The 21,971-nt window shown below is 70.7% G+C and carries 12 protein-coding genes; 4 read left to right on the forward strand and 8 right to left on the reverse strand.

Annotation, left to right across the window (positions count from 1 at the left end):
* Positions 1-122: 122 nt before the first annotated feature.
* The 4 genes from ABNF97_RS27615 to ABNF97_RS27630 all read left to right on the forward strand — a co-directional run bounded on the left by ABNF97_RS27615 (position 123) and on the right by ABNF97_RS27630 (position 12,462).
* The gene (locus tag ABNF97_RS27615; RefSeq protein WP_349340319.1) at positions 123-6,215 is read left to right on the forward strand and encodes an RHS repeat-associated core domain-containing protein; all 6,093 of its coding nucleotides are present in this window, start codon (positions 123-125) and stop codon (positions 6,213-6,215) included.
* Positions 6,216-6,862: 647 nt separating this feature from the next.
* Positions 6,863-8,317, forward strand: coding sequence for an endo-1,4-beta-xylanase (locus tag ABNF97_RS27620; protein WP_349340320.1), 1,455 nt, complete (start codon positions 6,863-6,865; stop codon positions 8,315-8,317).
* A gap of 699 nt (positions 8,318-9,016) precedes the next feature.
* Positions 9,017-10,447 (forward strand): extracellular solute-binding protein, encoded by a 1,431-nt coding sequence (locus ABNF97_RS27625; protein ID WP_349340321.1) that lies wholly within the window; start codon positions 9,017-9,019, stop codon positions 10,445-10,447.
* Between the two features lie 125 nt (positions 10,448-10,572).
* A complete protein-coding gene (locus tag ABNF97_RS27630; protein ID WP_349340322.1) occupies positions 10,573-12,462 on the forward strand; it encodes an ABC transporter permease in 1,890 nt (629 codons plus the stop codon).
* Positions 12,463-12,697: 235 nt separating this feature from the next.
* Here the strand turns inward: ABNF97_RS27630 and ABNF97_RS27635 are convergent, their stop codons facing one another.
* The 8 genes from ABNF97_RS27635 to pelF all read right to left on the reverse strand — a co-directional run bounded on the left by ABNF97_RS27635 (position 12,698) and on the right by pelF (position 21,927).
* A complete protein-coding gene (locus tag ABNF97_RS27635; RefSeq protein WP_130463386.1) occupies positions 12,698-13,393 on the reverse strand; it encodes a putative glycoside hydrolase in 696 nt (231 codons plus the stop codon).
* A complete protein-coding gene (locus ABNF97_RS27640) occupies positions 13,390-14,358 on the reverse strand; it encodes an NAD-dependent epimerase/dehydratase family protein (protein WP_349340323.1) in 969 nt (322 codons plus the stop codon). Before ABNF97_RS27640 ends, ABNF97_RS27635 begins: the two co-directional genes overlap by 4 nt.
* The gene (locus tag ABNF97_RS27645; protein ID WP_130463384.1) at positions 14,355-15,704 is read right to left on the reverse strand and encodes a nucleotide sugar dehydrogenase; all 1,350 of its coding nucleotides are present in this window, start codon (positions 15,702-15,704) and stop codon (positions 14,355-14,357) included. Before ABNF97_RS27645 ends, ABNF97_RS27640 begins: the two co-directional genes overlap by 4 nt.
* Before the next feature lie 164 nt (positions 15,705-15,868).
* Positions 15,869-16,951, reverse strand: coding sequence for a glycoside hydrolase family 191 protein (locus ABNF97_RS27650; RefSeq protein WP_349340324.1), 1,083 nt, complete (start codon positions 16,949-16,951; stop codon positions 15,869-15,871).
* Positions 16,948-17,844, reverse strand: a complete 897-nt coding sequence (locus tag ABNF97_RS27655) for an NAD-dependent epimerase/dehydratase family protein (RefSeq protein ID WP_349340325.1) — start codon at positions 17,842-17,844, stop codon at positions 16,948-16,950. The genes ABNF97_RS27650 and ABNF97_RS27655 overlap by 4 nt, the downstream gene beginning before the upstream one ends.
* A complete protein-coding gene (locus tag ABNF97_RS27660) occupies positions 17,841-18,617 on the reverse strand; it encodes a sugar phosphate nucleotidyltransferase (RefSeq protein ID WP_349340326.1) in 777 nt (258 codons plus the stop codon). The genes ABNF97_RS27655 and ABNF97_RS27660 overlap by 4 nt, the downstream gene beginning before the upstream one ends.
* Before the next feature lie 35 nt (positions 18,618-18,652).
* Complete coding sequence (locus ABNF97_RS27665; RefSeq protein ID WP_349340327.1) at positions 18,653-20,206, reverse strand: hypothetical protein; 1,554 nt, start codon at positions 20,204-20,206, stop codon at positions 18,653-18,655.
* Positions 20,203-21,927: a GT4 family glycosyltransferase PelF gene (pelF, locus tag ABNF97_RS27670; protein WP_130463380.1), complete on the reverse strand. Its 1,725-nt coding sequence runs from the start codon at positions 21,925-21,927 to the stop codon at positions 20,203-20,205. Before pelF ends, ABNF97_RS27665 begins: the two co-directional genes overlap by 4 nt.
* Positions 21,928-21,971 lie beyond the last annotated feature (44 nt).

The raw sequence follows: 21,971 nt of genomic DNA on the forward strand, positions 1-21,971 counted from the left end.
CGGTGACCGACTCGCGTCCGGTTGAGAGTGCTTTGTGCCATCTCACGGCCTTGGTCGGAGGGGACCCGTCGCTACCATTCGACGACCACTGATGTGTGTCGATGCATGGTCGGGGGTTCGAGATGGACGGGACGGCACGGGTACGTGCAAGAGCCGCACTGATCGGCGGTACGGCACTCGCCCTGCTGCTGTCCGGGAACGTACCCGCCCGGGGTGCGCCGGCCGCCGGCAACGAGGCGCGTGCCGTCGCGCCGGCGGCGCTCTCGGTCGCCGGTACGCCGGTGGCCCGCAAGCCGGTGCCGCCGGACCCGGCGGAACGAGCCGCGGCCGGACCCGCCCCGGTCGCCGTCTGGCCGGCGCCGGGCACCGCGGAGGTGACCACGCCGGCCAGAGGTGGTGCGGGCGTCGCGGCAGCGTCCAGCCGCGCCGGTGACCTGCCGATCTGGCTCGGCGCGGCGGGACCGGAGAGCGTCCGTACCAGGGTCGAGGTGCTCGCCCCGGACCAGCCGCGGCGACTCGGCATCACCGGCATGCTGATCCGGCTCGGCCGCGCGGACCCGGCTGCGGGGACCAAGCCCGCCCGGGTGGCGCTGGAGGTGGACTATTCCGCCTTCCGGGCGGCGGTCGGCGGCGAGTTCGCCGCCCGGCTGCGCCTGGTCCGGCTGCCCGACTGCGCGCTGTCGGCCAGCTGCGCGACCGGCGCGGCCGAGGTGACCACCCGCAACCGGTTCCGGGACAGCCGGCTGCGGGCCGAGGTGGAGGTGCCGGCCACCGGCAGCGCCCTGTACGCGGTGATGGCCGCCCCGTCCGGCAGCACCGGTTCGTTCGCCGCGACCGAACTGGCCCCGTCCGCCCGATGGCAGGTCGGATTGCAGTCCGGTGAATTCACCTGGTCGTACGGGATGAAGGCGCCGCAGGTGCCGGGCCCGGAGCCTGAGCTGTCCCTTACCTACTCGTCGGGCGGCGTGGACGGCCGGATGGGCTCGTCGAACAACCAGCCGTCCTGGGTCGGTGAGGGCTTCGACCTCGCGCCCGGCTACATCCAGCGCTCGTACCGGCAGTGTCAGAAGGACAGCGGCGGCAACGCGGGCACCCTCGACCAGTGCTGGGTGTCGCAGAACGCCACCTCGGTCTTCGACGGGGTGGGCGGGGAACTGGTCCGGGACGATGTCACCGGCACGTGGCGGGCGCAGGAGGACAACGGCTGGCGAGTCGAGTTGCTCACCGGCGCCAACAACGGTGACAACGACGGTGAGCACTGGCGGCTGACCTCGCCCGAGGGCACCCAGTACTACTTCGGCCTGAATCGGCTACCCGGCTGGACCGGCGGGCAGACCGAGACGCAGTCCGCCTGGACCGTCCCGGTCTTCGGCAACCACCCGGACGAGCCGTGCCGCACCAGCAACCCGGCCACCTCCTGGTGCCACCAGGCGTACCGGTGGAACCTGGACTACGTCGTCGACCGGCACGGCGACGTGATCTCGTACCACTACCAGAAGGAAACCAACTCCTACGGGCGCTGGAACGGTATGCCGTACTTCGGCGAGACCACGCCGTACACCCGGGGTGGCTACCTGGCCCGGGTGGACTACGGCCAGCGGGCCGACTCGATCTACACCCGCCCGGCCCCGGCCCGGATCGTCTACACCGTGGCCGACCGCTGCCGGACCACCGGCACCGCGTGCGACCCGGCGAACCCGGCCAACTGGAAGAACTGGCCGGACACCCCGTGGGACCAGAGCTGCGTCAGCTCCTGCACGTACTACTGGGAGCCGACGTTCTGGAGCGGCAAGCGGCTCGCCTCGGTCGCCACCGAGGTGCAGACCGGCGGCGGTTACGCGCGGGTGGACTCGTGGACCCTGCGCCACTCCTATCCCGACCCGTACCCGTCGTCGGAGCCGTGGGGCGAGGAGGGCGACGCCAGCCGGTCGCTGTGGCTCAACGGCATCACCCGTACCGGGCAGGTGGACGGGACGATCGCCCTGCCCGAGGTGACCTTCGCCGGCGTGGCGCTGGCCAACCGGCACAACTCCAACCAGGATTTCCCCAGCCTCTACAAGTGGCGGGTCGCGGCGATCAACAACGAGACCGGTGGCCGGACCGAGGTGCGGTACTCGTCCGCGCAGTGCGGCGTCGAGCCGTACCTCGCCCCGGACCGCAACGTGAGCCGCTGCTACCCGCACAGTGACCTCCCGTCGCCGTACGGCGGTCCCGACGTGTTCTACAAGTACCTGGTGGCCGGGGTGACCGAGCGCGACCTGGTGGGCGGCAACCCGGACCAGGTCACCGAATACGAGTACGTCGGTGGGGCCGCCTGGCGGTACGACGACTCGGACGCCACGCCGACCGCCGACCGGACCTGGAACCAGTGGCGCGGGTACGAGAAGGTGCGGGTCCGCACCGGCAGCCCGGGATCGGGCACCCAGACCCTGACCGAGCACCTGTTCCTGCGCGGCATGCACGGCGACCCGAACCTCGACGGCACGACCAAGACCGTCCGGGTGGCCGACTCACGCGGCGGCGTCGTGAACGACCAGCCGTACTGGCGCGGCTTCGCCCGGGAGAAGACGGCGTTCGCGGTGGCCACCGGTGCGGCCGTCGAGACCACCCTGTCCGAGCCGATGCAGATCCGACGCACGGCCACCCGGGTCCGGCCGCACGGCGCGCTGGAGGCACACCTGATCGGCGAGAAGGTGGCGCAGACGGTGACCACGCTCTCCGGGGCGACCCGGACCACCGAGGTCCGCAACGACTACGACAGCTACGGCCGGCTGATCCGCACCAACGATCTGGGCGACGTCGCGGTGGCCGGGGACGACGTGTGCAACCGGGCCACCTACCTCGACAACCTGTCCGCCTGGGTGCTCAACGCGCAGGCCCGGGTGGAGACCGTGGGGGTGTCCTGCGACGCCACCCCCAGCTACCCGGCCGACCTGGTCTCCGACCGTCGGTTCTACTTCGACGGATCGACCGTGTGGGGTGCCACGCCCAGCAGCGGAGACGTCACCCGGGTCGAGGAGGCGACCGGTCACAGCGGTGGGGCGCCGGTCTACGTGGTGACCGAGCGGATGGTGCGGGACGCGCACGGGCGGATCGTCGAGAAGTTCGACGCGTTGGGCAACCGGACCATGTCCACGTACGGCCCGGCGACCGGCGCGCCGCCGACCGTGCTGACCGTCACCAATCCGCTCGGGCACGTCACCACGACGAACTTCCACCCGCTGCTCGGGGTGGCGGTACGCACGGTGGACCAGAACAACCGGGTGGTCGAGACCGCCCACGACGCGCTGGGGCGGGTGCTGCGGGCCTGGGGTCCGGGCCGGGACCGGGCCAGCCAGACCCCGACCGTGGAGTTCGGGTACACGATCCGCAACACCGGGCCGTCGGTGGTGGAGACCCGCGCGCTGCTACCCGGCGGCAGCGGCTACCGCAGCAGCTTCACGTTGCACGACGGGCTCTTGCGGGAACGGCAGACGCAGTCCCCGTCACCGGCCGGCGGGCGGATCGTGGTCGACACCCGGTACGACGCGCACGGCCGGGTGGACCGCACCAGCGGTCCGTACTGGAACAACCAGGCCGGTCCGGGCGGGACCCTGCTCGACGTACCGGACTCGTCGATCCCGGCCCTGACCCGGTTCCTCTACGACGGGGCGAACCGCGAGACGGCCGAGATCTTCCTGAGCAACGGGGTGGAGAGGTGGCGCACCACGACCACGTACGGCGGGAACTGGATGGCGGTCGACCCGCCCGCCGGCCAGACCGCTACCCGTGAGGTCTACGACGGACTGCACCGGGTGGTGGAGCTGCACCAGTTCGTCGGCGGCGCCCCGACCGGGCTGTACGAGGTGACCCGGTACGGCTACGACAAGGCCGGGAACCTGGCCACGGTGACCGACCCGGCCGGCAACGTCTGGCGGAACTCGTACGACCTGCGCGGGCGCAAGACCCGTACGGAGGATCCGGACACCGGCACCAGCACGTCCAGCTACGACCACGAGGGTCGGGTCACCTCGACCACCGACGGGCGGGGCCGAACCCTGGCGCACACCTACGACGCGCTGGGCCGCAAGACCGGCACGTACGAGGGTTCGACCGGCGGGGCGAAGCTGGCCGAGTGGAGCTACGACACCGCACCGGGCGGCCGGGGACTGGTCGCGGGGGCGACCCGGCACGCGGGCGGCCACGCGTACCGCACCGAGGTGCTCGGGTACGACGGGGCAGGTCGGCCCACCGGGAACGCGTTGGTGCTCCCGGCCGCAGAGGGGGCGCTCGCCGGGCGGTACGAGACCCGGTTCGAGTACAACGCGGGCGGGCAGGTCACCGCGACCCACCTGCCGGGTGCTGGCGACCTGCCGGCGGAAACGCTGCGGCACGGGTACGGGGCGGGCGTGCTGAGCCTGCCGACCACGCTGGACACGTCGAGCACGACGCTGGTCGCCTCGACGGCATACACCGAGCTTGGGGAGCTGCGAGCGCTGTCGCTGGGTGCCGCGCCGGTGCAGGTGACCCGGGAGTTCGGCTACGAGACCGATACCCGGCGGCAGGCCAGCGCGGTGACCCGGACGAAGGCGGGTGGCACCGAGACCACGGTGTCGTCGGTCGGCTACAGCTACGACGCGAGCGGCAACGTGACCCGGATCGCGGACACGGCGGTGGCCGACACCCAGTGCTTCCGCTCCGACTACCTGCGCCGGCTCACCGAGGCCTGGACCCCGGCGTCCGGGGACTGCGGCACGCCGCCCAGCGTGGCCTCCCTCGGCGGGCCGGCGCTGTACTGGCATTCGTACCGCTACGACAACGTCGGCAACCGCACCTCGGAGACCTTCCGCTCGGCCGGCGGCGACACGGTCCGCTCCTACACCTATCCGGCCGCCGGCAGCCCGCAGCCGCACACGGTGCGATCGGTGACCACCACCGGGCCGGGCGGCTCCCGCACCGACACCTACGCCCACGACGCCGACGGCAACACCACGGTCCGGACGGTCGACGGGGTGGCGCAGCAGTTGACCTGGGACGTGCAGGGGCAGCTCGGCTCGGTCACCGAGAACGGGAAGGCGGACACCTCCTACCTGTACGACGCGGATGGCGCCCGGTTGATCCGGCGTGACCCGGGCGGCACCACCGTCTACCTGGGTGACACCGAGCTGCGGTTGGCGGCCGGCGCGACGACGGTGACCGGTACCCGGTACTACGCCTTCGGCGAGCGGGCCGTCGCGGTCCGTACCACCGGAAAGCTGACCTGGCTGGTGCCGGACCATCACGGCACCGGGCAGCTGGCCATCGACGCCGCCACCTCGCAGGTCACCCGCCGGTACCTGCTGCCGTTCGGCAACCCGCGCGGCCCGGTGCCGCCGGGCTGGCCGGGTGAGCGGGGCTTCGTCGGCGGGACCGTCGACGGCACCGGGCTGGTACAGCTGGGAGCCCGCGAGTACGACCCGGACATCGGGCGGTTCGTGTCCGTCGACCCGCTGATCGACACCGACGATCCTCAACAGCTGCACGGGTACGCGTACGCGAACAACAGCCCGGTCACGTTCACCGACCCGGACGGGTTGCTGGCCAACGCGAAGGAGAAGCCGAAGCCGAAGAAGCCGAGGGAGCCGAAGGAGCGCAAGCCGGACCCGCGCCTGGTCGGGGTGCGGGACAAGGAGATGCGGGAGCGGATTGTCAAGATCGCTGAGGCGGAGTGGAAGCGGTCGCAGAAGCTCGCCAAGAAGTACGGCGGTCTCGACAAGATCCCCGAGTCCGAGTTCGACAAGTACTTCAAGGAGCTTCGCAAGATGCTCGGCAAGAAGCTCTACAACGAGAAGTTCGGCTCCTGGTTCGAGAACGCCGACGCCAGAACGGCCTGGTGCGGGGTCTTCGCCACCTGGGTGCTGGTCAAGGCCGGCGTGAATCCCAAGGACCTACCCAAAGGGGCGGCGTGGGCGACGAACTGGGGCCGGAACGACGGTAAACACCGAGATCCACGTCCCGGCGACATCGTGGTGTTCGGGAAGCCCGGAGCGGACGGGCACGTGGAGTTCGTGACCAAGGTGCACAAGGACGGCACGATCACCACGATCGGCGGCAACCGCAGGAACCGGGTGAACAAGCAGCGGATCGATCCGAGAAAGGCCACCGCGGGCGCGTCACAGAAGATCTGGCGCTACATCAGCCCACCGGTGTACGTGACCGGCTGGAGGGACCCGCAGGGGAACTTCGCCTGGAAGTGAGCCGGCGCGGATAGTCGCGCCGTGGTCGGGGCGGCCCGGATCGACGGGCCGCCCCGACGCGCGGATGACCCCGGCGGGTGCCGAAACTCGCCCGGAGCCCGGGGATGCCCTCGTCCTTCTCTCCGGGCCGGAGCCGGGTGCCGACTCCGCCGACCGGCTGGCGAAGCCGGCGACAACGGACGACGGCGCCGGACCGATCGGCTCAGGGGCACCGGGCCAACGTAGTCCGCCAACTGACCCAGGATCGGGGCGTCCGCAGATCGCTCCAGAGAACTGGGACGCCCCGATCGCCCCGACATTCCGCCGAAGTCGCACGGGCGAATGTTTCGGTACCGGTGGGTCGACGGTGGACGCGATCGAGGATCGGTCCTCCGGTCCGATCCCGACGGCTCGGGTCGTTCCCCTCTCCTACCTGCACCGACCTGCGTCCGCCGGCTTGCCGGCATCCGGTCGGCTTCCGGAACGTTTCCGGAAGCCGTTGACAGTGTGGCCGGCCGGTATCGATACTGATCCTTCTGAGGCATGCATACGCGTCAATTGTTGACGTCAAGCATCAAGGAGGTCCGGTGACCAGCGGCCTGAGACAGCGTAAGAAGATTACTCGGATAGCTCTGCCGGCCGCCGTGTTGTTGCTGACAGGCGGCGCTGTGACGGTCCAGTCCATGGACCCGGCCGCTGCGGCCGAGACCACGCTGCGGGCCGCGGCGGCCAAGGCCGGGCTGTTCTTCGGCGTCGCCGCCTCACCCAACCGGCTCCACTCGATCGTCGGTCAGGAGTTCAACCAACTGACACCCGAGAACGACATGAAGCCGGACAGGATCGCCACCTCGAGCGGCGGGCTGCAGAACACCAGCGGCGCCGACAACCTGGTCAACCACGCCCAGGCCAACAACATGCTGGTTCGCGGCCACACGTTGGTGTGGCACTCGCAGGCCGGCGCGCTGCAGGGTGCCAGCCAGGCGACGCTGAACACCTTCATCGGCAACGCCATCAACCGCTGGGGCAGCAGGATCGCGTACTGGGATGTCGTCAACGAGGCGCTGGAGGACAACAACACCGGCCGGCGCCGGAACCAGTGGCCGCACACCATGAACCGGGACGCGAACGGCGACGGTGACTTCTTCGACTCCGGCGACACCGACGTCATCCGGGACTCGTTCATCCGGGCGAAGCAGGTCGTGCAGGCCGGCGGGCTGACCACCAAGCTCTGCATCAACGACTATGACGTCGAGGGCCTGACCGTCCAGGGCGGTACCCCGAACCGCAAGGCCAACGCACTGTACGACATCGTCCGCAACTACCGGCAGTACATCGACTGCGTCGGGTTCCAGGCGCACTTCAACGACAACCCGAACAGCATCATCACCGACGACCTGCAAGCCAACATCCAGCGCTTCGCCGACCTCGGCGTCGAGGTGCACATCAGCGAGCTGGACATCGACGACGACCTGAGCAACAACGACATCGGCACGGGCCAGGCGGAGAACTACCGCAAGGTCGTCCGGGCCTGCCTGAACGTCGCGAAGTGCACCGGCATCACCGTCTGGGGCATTGCCGACAGCGAGTCGTGGCGCTCCTCGGAGCGGGGCCTGCTCTTCACCGGCAGCAACGGGAACTACCAGAAGAAGGCCGCCTACCACGCGGTCCTCGACGAGCTGAACAAGGGCCGGAACTCGACGCCGCCGCCGACCACGCCGCCGGTGACGCCCTCCGTCCCGCCGACCACGCCACCGGTCGGCCCGACGACTCCGCCCCCGACCACTCCGCCGCCGACCACTCCGCCGAACCCGACCACTCCGCCGAACCCGACCACCGGGTGCTCGGCGACGGTCTCGCTGAACTCCTGGACCGGTGGCTTCGTCGCCACCGTGCGGGTCACCGCCGGCGCCGCGCCGATCAGCGGGTGGAGCGTCCAGCTCACCCTGCCGTCCGGGGTCACCGTGACCAACGCCTGGAACGCCAACCGCAGCGGCTCCAGCGGCACCGTGCAGTTCAGTAACGTCAGCTACAACGGGTCGGTGAACGCCGGCCAGTCCACCGAGTTCGGCTTCCAGGGCGTCGGGACGGCCACCGGCCTGAGCCCGGTGTGCACCGCCACCTGAGCACCACCCGTGCTGGACGGGCGGCCCGCGTCCGTCCAGCACGGGCCCGACGCTGATGACGGCGCTCCGTAGCGGGATCTGATCGTCCACTCTCGTGACACCCTCGTCGTCCGCCCGCCGATGCCGGGCGGGCGACGAGGTTCGCCGACCTTCGACGACCGGTTCCAGGTACACGCTCTCGGTCCGCCGGATCCTCGACGCCGGCCAGCCGAGCGCCGCCCGCCGGGCCGCCGGGAGCGCCCGCCCGCCGGGCCGCCGGGAGCGCGAGGCCCTTCTCGTCAACGGGCCGACGGACGCGGCAATCCCCGTCGACAGACACCGGCGGCACAACGGAGGGCGCGACCGTCCTCAATGGCAGGGCCCGAAAGTCGCGTCACCACCTCGGTCGAGGTGATTGATGGTAACAAATGGCATTGATCTGCGTTCTACCTCTAGGCGCGACTTTCCGGAATGTGTAAGGTGAGCGCACCGCCGAGCAGGCCGACGTCCCGGGCCGGCGGCGCGTGTGTCGGGGCAGGTCGGGGGAAGGTCGCGCCGCGCACCTTTCCGATTGACTGCGCGGCAGAGGCGGGTTGCGACCGCTCGATCGGGCGATCCGTCTCCTGGGTGCGGGTTATGCGGACGTCCACAGGGGAGGCGGCAGGCATCTCGGCCCCCTTCGACGTGTAGCGGTGAGCTGAGACGAAGGAGGCAATGGCCATGGAGGACAACCCGTTGTGGTCCCGACGCGGCTTTCTGGGAACGGGGGTGGGGCTGCTCGGCGCGGCCGGTCTGGCCGCGTGCGGGGGCGGCTCGCCGTCGACCCCCCGGGTGCAGGCCGAGGTCCCGAAGGAGCTGGTCGATGCTGCGGCATCCCTGAAGGGCTCCTCGATGGGGATGCTGTCGCAGAAGCTTTACTCCGAGTCGGCGAACGCGGCGCTCGACAGCTCGATCAAGAAGTTCGCCGACACCACCGGTACGAAGATCGATAACAGTCTGGTCCAGGCCGACGCCGGTGATGTGGTGGCCAAGATCGACGCCGAGGTCAAGGGTGGCGTCGCGCGGGACCTGGCGTTCATGACCGACTCGCGGTTCGTCGCCCAGTTCCAGGCGCTGGGCGACCTGGAGGACGTGACGGACGTCGTTCAGGCGCTGACGGCCAGGTACGGCGAGCCGACCGCCGAGTCCAAGAACTTCTGTGTCTTCGACGGCAAGTGGTTCGCCATCCCCTACCACTTCATCGGTATCGGATCCTTCCTGCGCAAGGACTGGATGCAGGACAAGGGCATCACTCCCAAGGACATCTACACCTGGGAGGAGCTGCGAGACCTGTGCCTGGCCATCTCCGATCCGTCCAAGCGTCGGTTCGGCTGGGGCATGACGGTGAACCGGTCCGGTGACGCCAACGGCCTCATCGAGGCACTGATCAACTCCTACGGCGGTGCGATCGCCTCCAACGACGGCAGGAAGGTCACCTTCGACTCGCCCGAGACGGTACAGGCGGTGACCTTCCTGGGCGACATCTACACCAACCCCAGGTACAAGCCGATGCTGCCGCCCGGGGTGGCCGCCTGGACCGATTCCAGCAACAACGAGAACTGGCTCGCCGGGATCCTTGGCTACACCCGCAACCAGTTCAGCGTCTACGCCGACTCCAAGACGAAGAAGAATCCCGTCTACGACAACACCCATGTCTTCGCCGACTGCATCGGGCCAGCCACCGACAACCCCCTGCTGCTCGGCCAGTCCCAGGCCTTCGTCATCTTCAAGGGCGCCAAGAACGCCGCACTCGCCAAGCTCCTGGCGCAGTACCTGGTCAGTGCGCCCGCGCTGCTCGGGGTGGCGAAGGAGGCGCCCGGCCTGGCGCTGCCCGCCTGGGAGAAGGTCTGGGACGCCGACCCCTTCTTCACCAGTGGCGACCCGGCCTTCCCGATCATGCGCAGGATCACCGAGCAGTCGCTGCCGCTGACCACGAAGAACGGCCTCAACTTCCCGCAGAAGGCCAGCGCGGGCCAGCAGGCCGCCGTCGGGGCCTACGTCCTCACCGACATGATGCAGCAGGTCATCCAGGGCACGCCGCCCGCGCGGGCCGTGCAGGCCGCCCACGCCAAGATGGTGCAGATCTTCATCCAGCAGGGGCTGCCGCAGTGACATCGGTCCGCCCGGCACCGGCCCCGGCGGCGAGGGCATCCTTGCCGCCGGGGCACGGCTCTCTCACCGCTGTCCAGCGGCGACTGGGTCGTGACTGGCGACTGGCGGCACTGTTCCTGGCGCCCATGGCCGTACTGGTCGGCGGGCTCGTGCTCGTGCCGATCGCCTGGTCGGTCGTCACGAGCACGACGGAGCGGCACGGGCAGGAGAGCGTCTTCGTCGGCCTGGCCAACTACGTCGCCCTGGCCGGCGACGAGCAGTTCCGCGCAGGCGTGCTGAACTCGTTCGTCTTCACCGCGTACGCCGAGGTGTTCAAGGTGGTGCTGGGGTTGTCCGCGGCCCTGCTGCTGCACCATCTGCGCCGTGGGCGGGCCGTGTTGGCCGGGCTGCTGCTGTTGCCGTGGGTGGTGCCGACGGTGGTCACGGCATTCAGTTGGCGCGCGCTGTTCGACCCGATCTTCGGCAGTGTCAACATGCTGCTCACCGAGTCGGGGATCGGCCCGCTGCTGGCAAGCGCGCACCTGGTCGACAGCTGGCCTGCCGGCTGGCTGTCCGACGCGTCGCTGGCCATGCCGTCGGTGATCCTCGTCAACGTGTGGAAGGGGGTGCCGTTCTTCACCGTCGCGTTCCTCGCCGGCCTGAAGGCGATCCCGGCAGAGCAGTACGAGGCGGCGACGGTCGACGGCGCCTCAGTGTGGCAGCGCTTCGCCCACGTGACGCTCCCCGGACTGCGTCACGTGATCACCGTAACGGTGACCCTGTCGTCGATCTGGACGTTCAACAACTTCGACCTCATCTGGCTGCTGACGCAGGGTGGCCCGGGCAACGCGACCACCCCGTACGTGCTGGTCGCCTACTCGAAGGCGATCCTGCAACTGCAGTACGGCGCGGGGGCAGCGGTCACCCTCGTGATGCTGCCGGTGATCGGCGGGCTGGTTTTCGTCCTGGTCCGGTTGTTGCGCCGGGACGCCGGCACCGAGCTGCCCAGACGGGCTCGGGCGGTGCGGACGGCGCGGAAGGCGCGGAAGGGGCTGCCGTGGGCGGTCGCCCTGGCGTTCACCGCTCTGCTGGCCTTGGCGTCGCCACACATCGTCTGGAAGGCGGCCCTGGTCCTCGGGGTGATCCTGCTGGTCGTGGCGGTGGTCGGCCGGGTCGTCTCGGCGCTCCAGAACTGGGGACGTCGCCGGGCGTCGTCCCTGGTGTCGAACCTGGCGTCCGGTGTGGCGCTGGCCGGGTTGCTCCTGTTCGTCCTGGCCCCGCTGTACTGGATCGCCGTCACGGCCTTCAAGTCCGAGGGCCAGATCGTCATGCGCGACCACGACCTGTGGCCGACGCCCTGGACTCTGCAGCAGTTCGCCGACCTCTTCGCCACCAAACCCTTCGGCCGCTGGTACCTGAACACGGTGCTGGTGTCGGCGGCGTCCACCGCGGCGGCACTGGTCTGTGCTGCGCTGGCCGGCTACGCCCTGGCCCGGCTGCGGTTCCGTGGGGCGCAGAGTTTCACCGTCACGGTGCTGATCACCTACGTGATGCCGGGCGCGCTGCTGTTCATCCCGCTGTACCAGCTACTCATCGGGATGCGGCTCACCGACTCGCTGTGGTCCCTGGTGGTGACGTACCCGACCTTCACACTTCCGTTCGCCACCTGGCTGCTGGTCGGATACTTCTCGTCGATCCCCGTCGAGCTGGAGGAGGCCGCGCTGGTCGACGGCTGCACCCGCCTCCAGGCGTTCCGCCGGGTGGTGCTGCCGCTGGCCAAACCGGGACTGCTGGCGGTCGCGCTGTTCACCCTGACCAACGCCTGGAACGAGTTTCTCTTCGCCTTCGTGTTCATCACCAAGGACGAGTACAAGACCCTTCCCGTCGGGATGCAGTCGATGATCATCGGAGACGTCGTGCCGCAGGGGCAGCTCGCCGCGGCGTCGCTGCTCGTCAGCATCCCCGTGGTCATCATGTACGCCTTCGGGCAGCGTTTCCTGACCGAAGGACTCACCGCGGGCGCGGTGAAGGGCTGACCCGGGATCCCAGCATCCCGTCGAACGACACGAATCCTCGATGGTCGGGAGCGCCGAGCCCGACTCCACCGCGGGCAGGGACGGGTCCTCGGCCATGAGCCGCAGTGCCCGCACCGGTCCGGGCACGATCGCCCGCCCCGGCTCCCCGCCGGGCCGGGACCGCCCCGCGTGGTGGGAAGCGGCCGACACACGCGGATCAGCCACAGCGCGGCGGGGGAGGGCGGAGCGGGCAGCGTCAGGTACGGGACAGGGCGCGGTCGCCGACGAAGGACTGGAGGCCGAACTGGCGGGCCCGGCGTTCGGCGAAGTCGGCCAGCCCCGGGCTGTCGGCGTAGTCGAGGCTGTAGAGGTCCAGTTCCAGTTGCAGCAGTTGCTCGGCGATCTGGGCGTGGAACTCCAGTACGTCGGGCGGCCACGGGGCGTAGTAGCCGTCCTCGGTCCACCGGGCCGAGAACGACTCGAAGACGATGCCGTCGATGATCTCGGCCAGCCGGGGCAGCATGCCGAAGCCCCGGTTGGCCAGCAGGTACGCCGGGTTCGCTTCCTCCCGGATCGCAGCCACCAGGGTGAGCAGGTGCGGTACGTCCTCCGGGTAGGTCAGCTCCACGTTGAGGGTGTCCAGGAAGAGCCCGGCGAAGCCGCGGGCGATGGCCTCCTTGGCCGCCCCGACCACGTGCGCCACCCAGAGCGGGTGCCCGACGTGGACGAACGCGCCACCCCAGTCCGGGTTGCGCTCCTGGCGCTGCCAGGGCGCTGGCGGTCCCTGGTCCTCCGACAGCGACAGGTAGCCGAGGGTCTGGACGTTCTGCCCCGCGAGGTAGCGCAGCTCGGCGGGCTGGTAGAAGTCCGGCTGGAGCACCACCCGCAGATATCCGGTGAGGTCGTCCAGCCGTCCGTCGCCGTAGTAGAAGCAGATCGGGCGTCGGTTCATCGCGGCCACCCGTGCTCGCGGTACCAGGCGAACGTGCTGCGCACGCCCTCTTCCAGGCTGACGGTGGGTTCGTAGTCGGTCAGTTCACGGAGCCGGGACAGGTCCGGGCAGCGGCGGGCGACCGAACCGGACGGCGCCGGCTGCGCCTCGATGGCGGGGCTCACCCCGGCCACTCGCAGGACGAGTTTGGCCAGGTCACCGATGTTGGTCTCCTCGCGGTCGTTGCCGATGTGCACGATCTGGCCGCTGGCGGCCGGGGTGGACATCAGCCGCAGCATGGCCTCGACCGCGTCGTCGACATGGCAGAACGCCCGGAACTGGTCGGCGCCGGGGACCGGGAACGGGTCCACCTCTCGCATGGCGCGCAGGGACATCTCCGGGATGACGTGATCGGTGCCCATCCGTGGCCCGTACACGTTGTGGAAGCGGCCGACCACCGTCTCGAAACCTCGGGCGCGGGCCGTGTGCAGGAAGGCGGCTTCGCCGAGCAGCTTGCTGACCGCGTACGCGAACCGGGGTTCCGTGATGTCGGAGATCATGGTCGGTACGGTCTCGGACGTCGGTACCGGGACCACTCCGGCGGTCACGCCCCCGGCGTAGACCTCGCTGGTGGAGGCGAAGAACACCCGTTCGCCGGGGGTGACCCAGTCGAGCAGGTGCAACGCGGCGAAGGTGTTGACCCGGACCACCCGGGCCGGGTCCTGCGCTACGTTGCGGACGCCGACGACGGCGGCGAGCAGGTAGATCTGGTCCCAGCCCGGTGGCAGGGCGGCCCAGGTCTGCGGTGCGGTCAGGTCTCCGGAGACCACCCGGACCGCCGGGTCCTTCCGGAGGCGGTCGAGGTCGGCGTCGTCGCGACCGCGTGAGAAGTCGTCCACGATCGTCACCTGATGACCCTCGGCCACCAGCCGGCGGGCGAGGTGCAGGCCGATGAAACCAGCCCCGCCGAGCAGCAGCGCCCTCATGCCGGCACCGCCCCCGCGTCGGAGGCGGCCGGTGCGGCGGCGGGGGTGGGGGCGGGCGGAAGGTAGCCGAGACCCGCGTAGCGGATTCCCGCCCCGGTCACCGCGTCGGCGTCCAGCACCCGCCACGAGTCGTAGACGAACGCCGGTCGGACCTCGTCGAGTACCTCCGAGATCCGGATCGCCCGGTAGTCCGGGTGGTCGTTGATGATCAGTACGCCGTCGACGTCGGTGAACGCCTTGTCCAGACTGATCGGCTCGCCGCCGTACTGCCGGATCACGTCGTCGGTGACCATCGGGTCGTGCCCGAGAACGGTGACCCCGGCGGCGGAGAAGACCCGCATCATGGTGGCGATCGGCGTGCCACGCATGTCGTCGGTGGGCGGCCAACCCTTGTACGCCCAGCCGAGCACCGCCAGGCGGCTCCCCAGGCTGCCGCCGCGGGCCTCGACGAGCATCCGGACCACGGTCTCTCCCACGTGGATCGGCAGGTACTCGTTGAGTTCCCGGGCCTTGCCGACCAGGAACGGCCGCCGCTCACCCGCGCTGTCGATCATGATGTACGGGTCCTTGGAGAGGCAGCCACCTCCGACGTACCCGGGCTTGGCAAGATCCGGGCGCGGGTAGTCGACGTTCGCCGCCCTGATCACCTCCAGCGGATCGAGGCCGTGTCGCTCGGCGATCAGCGCGATCTCGTTGCCGAAGGAGTAGATCAGGTCGGTGTGGCAGTTGTTGGAGAGCTTCACCAACTCGGCGGTCTCCAGCCCGCTGACCGGCACGATGGTCTGGGCCAGCCCGGTGAAGAACTCGACCCCGGCGGCCAGGCTCTCGGCATCCAGGCCGCCGACCACCTGGGGCAGCTCGACCAGCTCGCGCAGCGCCTGGCCCTGGATGGTCCGTTCCGGTGCCATCACCAGCCGGACCCGCTCGCCCCAGGCGGCCCGCAACTCGGGCAGTACCACCCGGCGGCTGGCGCCGACCGGCACGGTGCTGCGGACCACGACCAGGGTGTCCGGCCGGCAGGTGGCGGCGACCGCCCGGGCGGCGGCGGCCAGGTTCGCCAGGTTCGGCCGACGGGTGATGTCGTCGACCGGCGTCGACACACTGATCACCGCCACGTCGACGGTGTCCCGGGGCAGTTCGGTGCCCACCTGGATGTCCCGGCCGATGCGGGCGGCGAAGATCTCCTCGACGCCGGGCTCGAAGATGTGCGGCCGACCACGGGACAGCGACGCCAGAACCGTCGGCGACACGTCCGCGCCGTACACCGTGTGGCCCTTGTCGGCGAGCGCGGCGGTAAGTGTGAGCCCCACATAGCCCATACCCACGACCCCGACTTTCCTGCCCATACTGTTTCCTTCCGTTCTCAGCGATGTCCTGGTTGCAGCGACGAGGATCTGCTGCGCGGACTCCTCCGATGCCTGGACCGTCCGATTGCCCGGACTCCTCCGATGCGTGGTGCTCGGCCCTCGGCCGTCGCGGCGGTGCGACTGCCTCGCCGGGACGGTGCGACTCAGCCGCAGGGGGCGGTGAGCCGGTCGAGCTCCCGGACGGTGACCGTGCCGGCGAACCGTTCGGCGCGATAGCGATCGCAGACCGCCCGCACGTGATCGGCCCGCACGGCGTAGTCGACGGCGAGCACGAACTTGCCCGCGTCCCGCAATGCCCGGGTGTGTGCCAGGTTCTCCGTGCACCAGTCCCGGGTGCACGGCTCGTCCATGGCGAGGTAGAAGAGTTCCTCCATTCCGATGCCGTCGATGGCGGCGGTGTAACCCGGCTGCTGGCGCAGTTCGGGGGAGTTCTGCGGGACGATCAGGAAACCGGGCCGCCGGGCCTTGGCGTACGCACTGATCCGGACGATCAGGCCGGCCATCTCGACGGCCAGCCGCGCCCGGTCACGACCCTGGGCGGAGTCGAGGGAGATCTCCTCGTACGCCAGCGGCGTATCCAGGTAGACCCCGTCGAAGCCGGCCCGCAGCGCCTGGTCCACCCGGGGCCGCACGACCCTTTCCCACCAGCGGCCGTCCCAGTAGTGCACGAAGTACTCACCGGGCCAGTCCGGCCACTCGTTGGCCAACAGGTCCGGGGCGCGGCGCCGGAGCACCGGGTACTCCGGGCGGAAGTTCTCGATGCTGCCGATCTCGAAGTACGCGAGTACCCGCTTGCCGCTGCGGCGCAGCGCGCCGATCTCGGCAGCGGTGAAGTAGCCGGTGTGTCCGTCCCGGGCCAGGTCGACGACGGCGAGCTGGTACCGGCCACGGGCCAGCGCGTCGAGTCCATCGGCGCTGTACCCCTGGAGCTGGTACGCCCAGTCGACGATCGTCCGGGGTGCGGGCGGTGTGGCAGCGGCGCCACCGGGTGTGGTCGTGGCCGGTCGGCTCGGCCGCGCCCCGGCGCTGGCGGTGCCGGCTGAGGCGGGCCGGCCACCGTCCGGCGGCGTCGTGCCGGTGGCGGGTGCCGGTGCCGACCGAGGGGTGGCATCGGGCCGACCGGTGACCAGCGCCCACACGGCGGTCACCACCAGCACGGTCATCCCGGCGAGGCCGGCCACGAGCCAACGGCGCCGGGCCCCGTCGCCCGTGCTCCGGTGGTTCACCGGGCCTTCCCGGAGGACCAGACGTCCTTGATCGACGCCGCCAGGTCGCGCACCGGGGACCAGCCCAGCTCGTCGTCGGCCCGGCTGATGTCGGCCCTGATCCAGCCGACCGCGGTCGAGCGTGGCGGCCCGGCGTCGGCCTCCCGGATCCTGCCGTGGTAGCCGGCCGTGGCGGCCAACAGCTCGACCGCCTCCCGCGCGGTGACCGCCCGACCGCTGCCCGCGTTGAAGACCCGGTGCCGTAGCTCGGGCGCGAACACCAGGGTGAGGATCAGCGCGGCGAGGTCCCGCACGTCCACGAAGTCCCGGTACGCCGAGAGCGGTCCCAGGGTGATCTCCGGGGCATCGCCGGCCAGCGCGGTGCGGATCCGTGCGGCCGCCCGGCCCAGCAGGTTCTCCTCCGATATCCCGGCGCCGATCGGATTGAAGACCCGCACCGACACCGCGTCGGCCTGTCCCGATTCGCCGGCGAGCTGGAACAGCCGGGTCCCGGCCAGGTGGCTGACGCCGTACGCGCTGACCGGCTGCGCCGGGTCGGTCTCGCTGACCGAGGCGCCGGGTGCCACCACGCCGTACTCGCCGGCCGAGCCCAGCCGGATCAGCCGGGCCTGCGGCGCCGCCCTACCGACGGCTTCGAGCAGCTTCACCGCGACCAGCGTATTCGCCCTGAGTAGATGGGTGGCGGAACCGGTGAGCGCGCCGACACAGTTCACCACCGTGTCCGGGGCGACCTCACGCAGTACCGCCGCGAGTCGGTCGGGTGCGCCGTCGAACAGATCGAATGTCGTCCGGCCCGGGCAGATCACCTCGGTGGTCCTCGGGTCCGACTCCAGCGCGGCTCGGGTGTGCCGGCCGATGAAGCCGGAGGCCCCGAACAGCAGCACCCGGGTCATCCGCGCTCCCCAGAGCGCACGGTGTCGGCCCACTCGCCGACGGCAGCCGCGGTGGCGCGTTCGGGCTCCTCACAATTCGGCAGCAGCAGCGGCTTGAGCTTCGCGAACGTCAGGTTCGCCTCGTCGTAGTCCTCCGGGCGGCCGATGTCCAGCCAGAAACCGTCGAACGGATACGTCGCCGGGTACTCGCCCGCCGAGAGCAGGTCCAGCACCAACTGGTCGAAGCCGAGCGGAAGTCCCGGTGGGTACGGCGTGAGCGTCTTCCGCGACATCCCGTACACGCCCATGCTGACCGGGTAGCGCAGCGCCGGCTTCTCCCGGAATCCGACGATCCGTCCGGCGTCCACGTCCAGCACCCCGAAGTCGATCCGGTGCACCCGCTCGGAGGTTGCCAGGGTCAACCCGGCGCCGGAGAGCGTGTGGGTGCGCAGCAGGTCGGCATAGTCCAGGTCGGTGAGGATGTCTCCGTTCATGACCAGGAACTCGTCGGGCAGCCTCTCCTTCAGCGCGAACAGCGGGCCGACGGTGGACAGCGGGCGGTCCTCCTCCACGTAGTCGATGTCGAGCCCCCATCGGCGGCCGTCTCCGACGAACGCCTGGATCAACTGGCCGAGATAGTTGATCGCCAGGGTCACCGAGGTGAACCCGCGCGACGCGAGCTGGTCGAGCACGATCTGCAGGATCGAGTGGCTGTCACCGATCGGCATCAGGGGTTTGGGTAGCGTCGTCGTATACGGCCGCAACCGCACTCCCTTGCCGCCTGCGAGGATCACCGCGTGCAACCTGACCTCCCCAAGGGCCGAGTGAACTACCGGTAGTGCCGGACCTGCCCGATCACCGGAACGAGACCGAGCGCGAACAGCGCCTGGAGCAGCACGATGCTGCCCAGGTAGAGCGAGGTGTCGACGAGCGCGGCGTCACCCTGCCCGAGCACGGGTGCGGCACCGAGCAGCGCGCCGACCCCGACGTGCAGCGCGACGACGAGCGCGATGGACAGGCACAGCCAGCCGTACCGCCCACGTCCGGCCAGCAGGAACGCCAGGTAGTAGGCGCCGGCGAGCGCGACGTGCGCGACCGTCATCACCGTGCCGGCGGCCGACAGCACCCCCGCGTTCCAGAGGCCGGCCAGCAGCGCCGCCCCGAGCACCGCCGGCACCGCGAGGCAGGCCGCGACGTCCCGGCCGATCATGCGCCAGACCGCGGCGACGAACTCGCCCGGCCGGCGGGCGCGCCGGGTCAACGCGATCGCGATCGCCGGGAACCGGCTGGTCCGCCACTCCACGAAGCCCATCGACACGAACAGCGGCATCGCGGCCGCCGCGATGTCCAACCGGCCCAACAGGTACGGCACCTGGGCGTGGAAGAGCAGCGCGGCCGAGCAGAGGCCGTAGCCGGCGACGCCGAGCAGCACGGACGCCTCCGGCCACAGCGGCTGCCGGGACGCCGGTTCCTCGGCGGTGGTGGTGGGCCGGGCGGCCCAGAGGGCCGCGGCGAGCGTCGCCAGCACACAGACCGCCGCCGCCACCACTGCCGACCGGCGCAGCGCCGTCCCGCCGACGACCAGGTAGGCCGTGCCGGACAGGACGACGGGAAACATCGCCACGGCCAGCCAGGACTCCCGCCGGTAGAAGATCAGCAGCGTGCTGGCCATCTGGTACGCGAGCTGGCCGACCATCATCACGGCCAGCGGCAGGCCACCGTACGGCAGCATCGCCGCGCCGAGCACCACGCCGAGCAGTGGACCGGTCAGCGCCGCCATCCGCAGTATCCGGCTCGCCGAACGCGCCCGGCGCTGGCCGAGCAGTTGGTACGCCGAGTACGCGGCCACGCCCGAGTAGATCCAGCCGAGTGTGCCGGCCAGGACCAGTCCGAGTACCAGACCCGGCCGCCCCACGACCGTCAGCACGGCCGGGAACGCCACGCCCGGCAGCAGGTAGAGCGGCCCGTGCGCGATCGTTCGCAGGCCGTCCCACCGGTGCGCGCCGGTCGTCGCCGACGTGCCCGCCTGGTCGTCGACCGGCGAGGGCGGCCCCATCCGCCAGAACACCTCGGAGGCGAGTCTGAAGACGTCGGCGTAGCCGTACTCGACCTGCGCGGTCCGGTCGGTGTGCCCGTCGGCCTCCAGCGCGGCGGCGACCTGCAGCGCGTCGACCACCCGGCCCAGCCGGGGCCGGACCCGCTCGACCAGGTCGTCCACCGGATCGGTGGAGATCCTCGGCAGCAGGATCGTGCGTTCGGTCTCGCGTGGCTGGGCGTCGCCGTGCGCCGGTGCCGCCTCGGCGGTCACCGTGCCGCCGCGTCGCCGGGTCGGGTCGGCGTCGTCGTCGGGGGAGGTCGGCACGGTCCGGTCGCCGGACGTCATCGCGACTCGCCGACGAGTCGAGGTGTCTCGTCCATCGGCTCGCCGGCGGGACCCGCCGACGCCGGCCGCCCGGGCCAACCGGACGGGCTCGGGGCACGACGCGGAACCGGCGCCGCGTTGGGCCGCTCCGGTGTCTCCCGGTCGCGCTGCCGGGGTAGCCGGGCGTTGACGGTGGCCACCCCGGGCCGGATCCTGTGGTCCGGAACCCTGACCCGGCCCTGCGCCTGGCCGCGTGGCGGAGCCAACGGCGCGGAGACCGTCGGTTGCGCGACGAGCCGCTCGTAGATGTCGCGGTACGCCTGGAGCGAACGTTGCAGCGTGAACCTCTCCAGGACCCGGGCCCGGGCGACCGCGCCGAGCCGCAGTCGCAGTTCCCGGTCGTGCAGCAGCTTCACGCAGGCGGCAGCGACGGCGGGTACGTCCCGCGGCGCGACGACGATTCCGGTGTCACCGACCGCCTCGGCGACGCCACCGACGTTGGTGCACACGGTCGGCCGCCCGCACGCCATCGCCTCCACCACGGTGTACGGGAAACCTTCGGAGATGCTGGTCAGCGCGACCAGGTTGCCGGCGTGGTAGGCCTCGACCGCGCTGCCGACCCGCCCCTCCAGGGTGGCGTGCCCGGCCAGTCCGAGTTCGTCGATCAAGGCTTGGCAACTGGCGTGGTAGACCTGGTTGGCGGCCGGCGTCCCGCCGAAGATGCGCAGCCGGGCGTTCGGAATCTCCGCGCGGACCAGCGCGAAAGCCCGGATCAGGGTGTGCAGGTCCTTGAGCGGGTCGATGCGACCCATGAACGAGATGGTCGGCGTCTCGGGTTCGCCGACGGCCGGAGGAAACTCGTCCGGGTCGACGCCGTTGTACATCGTCCACATCCGCTCGGGGTCGGCCCCGTTGTGCAACTGCCAGCGCCGGTTGTACTGCGAATGCGGCGCCAGCGCGTGGCTGATGAGATAGGCCGCGCCGGCCAGCGACCGGAAGAAGCTCAACACCAACACCCGCACCGGGTGCGGCGCCTTGTCGTGCAGATACGAGATGTAGCGTTCCCGCAGGTAGATGCCGTGCTCGGAGAGGACCAGCGGGGTTCCGTAGGCCCAGGTCGAGGCCATCCCGACGAGCATCGCCAGGCCGTTCATCGACGAGTGCACGATGTCGGCCCGGACCGGCGGCATGCTCAGCGGCCGCATCATGTGCGAGATGAGCCAGGCCGCCTCCAGCGCGTCGGCGACGGTGAGCGCGGGCCCGGCCTCGTCGACCCGGAGGCTGCGCCAGGCGTCCAGCATCATCCCCAGGGCCTGGTTGGAGAGCATGCCCCCGCTCAGGTCGCCACCGTCGGTGGCGTACTCGAACAGGCCGCGCAGGGCGAGCAGGAAGGTGCTCCGGTTGACCGCACCCGCCTGGGAGCGGGTCGACTCCAGCGGGGTGACCAGCGCACGCAGGAACACCTCGTAGGACTCGATGAACCCCACGCCGGGCCGCCCGGACCGGACCGGCAGCCCCCGCTGGGGGCGGCGGCCCGGCGGCCGTCCGCCCCACAGCGGGATCGAGTGCACCCGGTCCAGGTTCGCCGGCCGGTCGAAGACCGGCTTCTCGGTCCCGTCCACGGTGAGCGCCACGACCTCCCACCGGTGGTCCGGCATGCCCCGGATGAGCTGCTCGCACCAGACGCTCACGCCGCCCATGGCGTACGGGTACGTGCCTTCCGAGACCAGTGCGATCCTCACCGAGTGCTCCCGTTCACTTGCGCGTCACCGGATGTCCCGCCCGG

This window comes from Plantactinospora sp. B6F1, assembly GCF_040120695.1.
Taxonomy (GTDB): Bacteria; Actinomycetota; Actinomycetes; order Mycobacteriales; family Micromonosporaceae; genus Plantactinospora.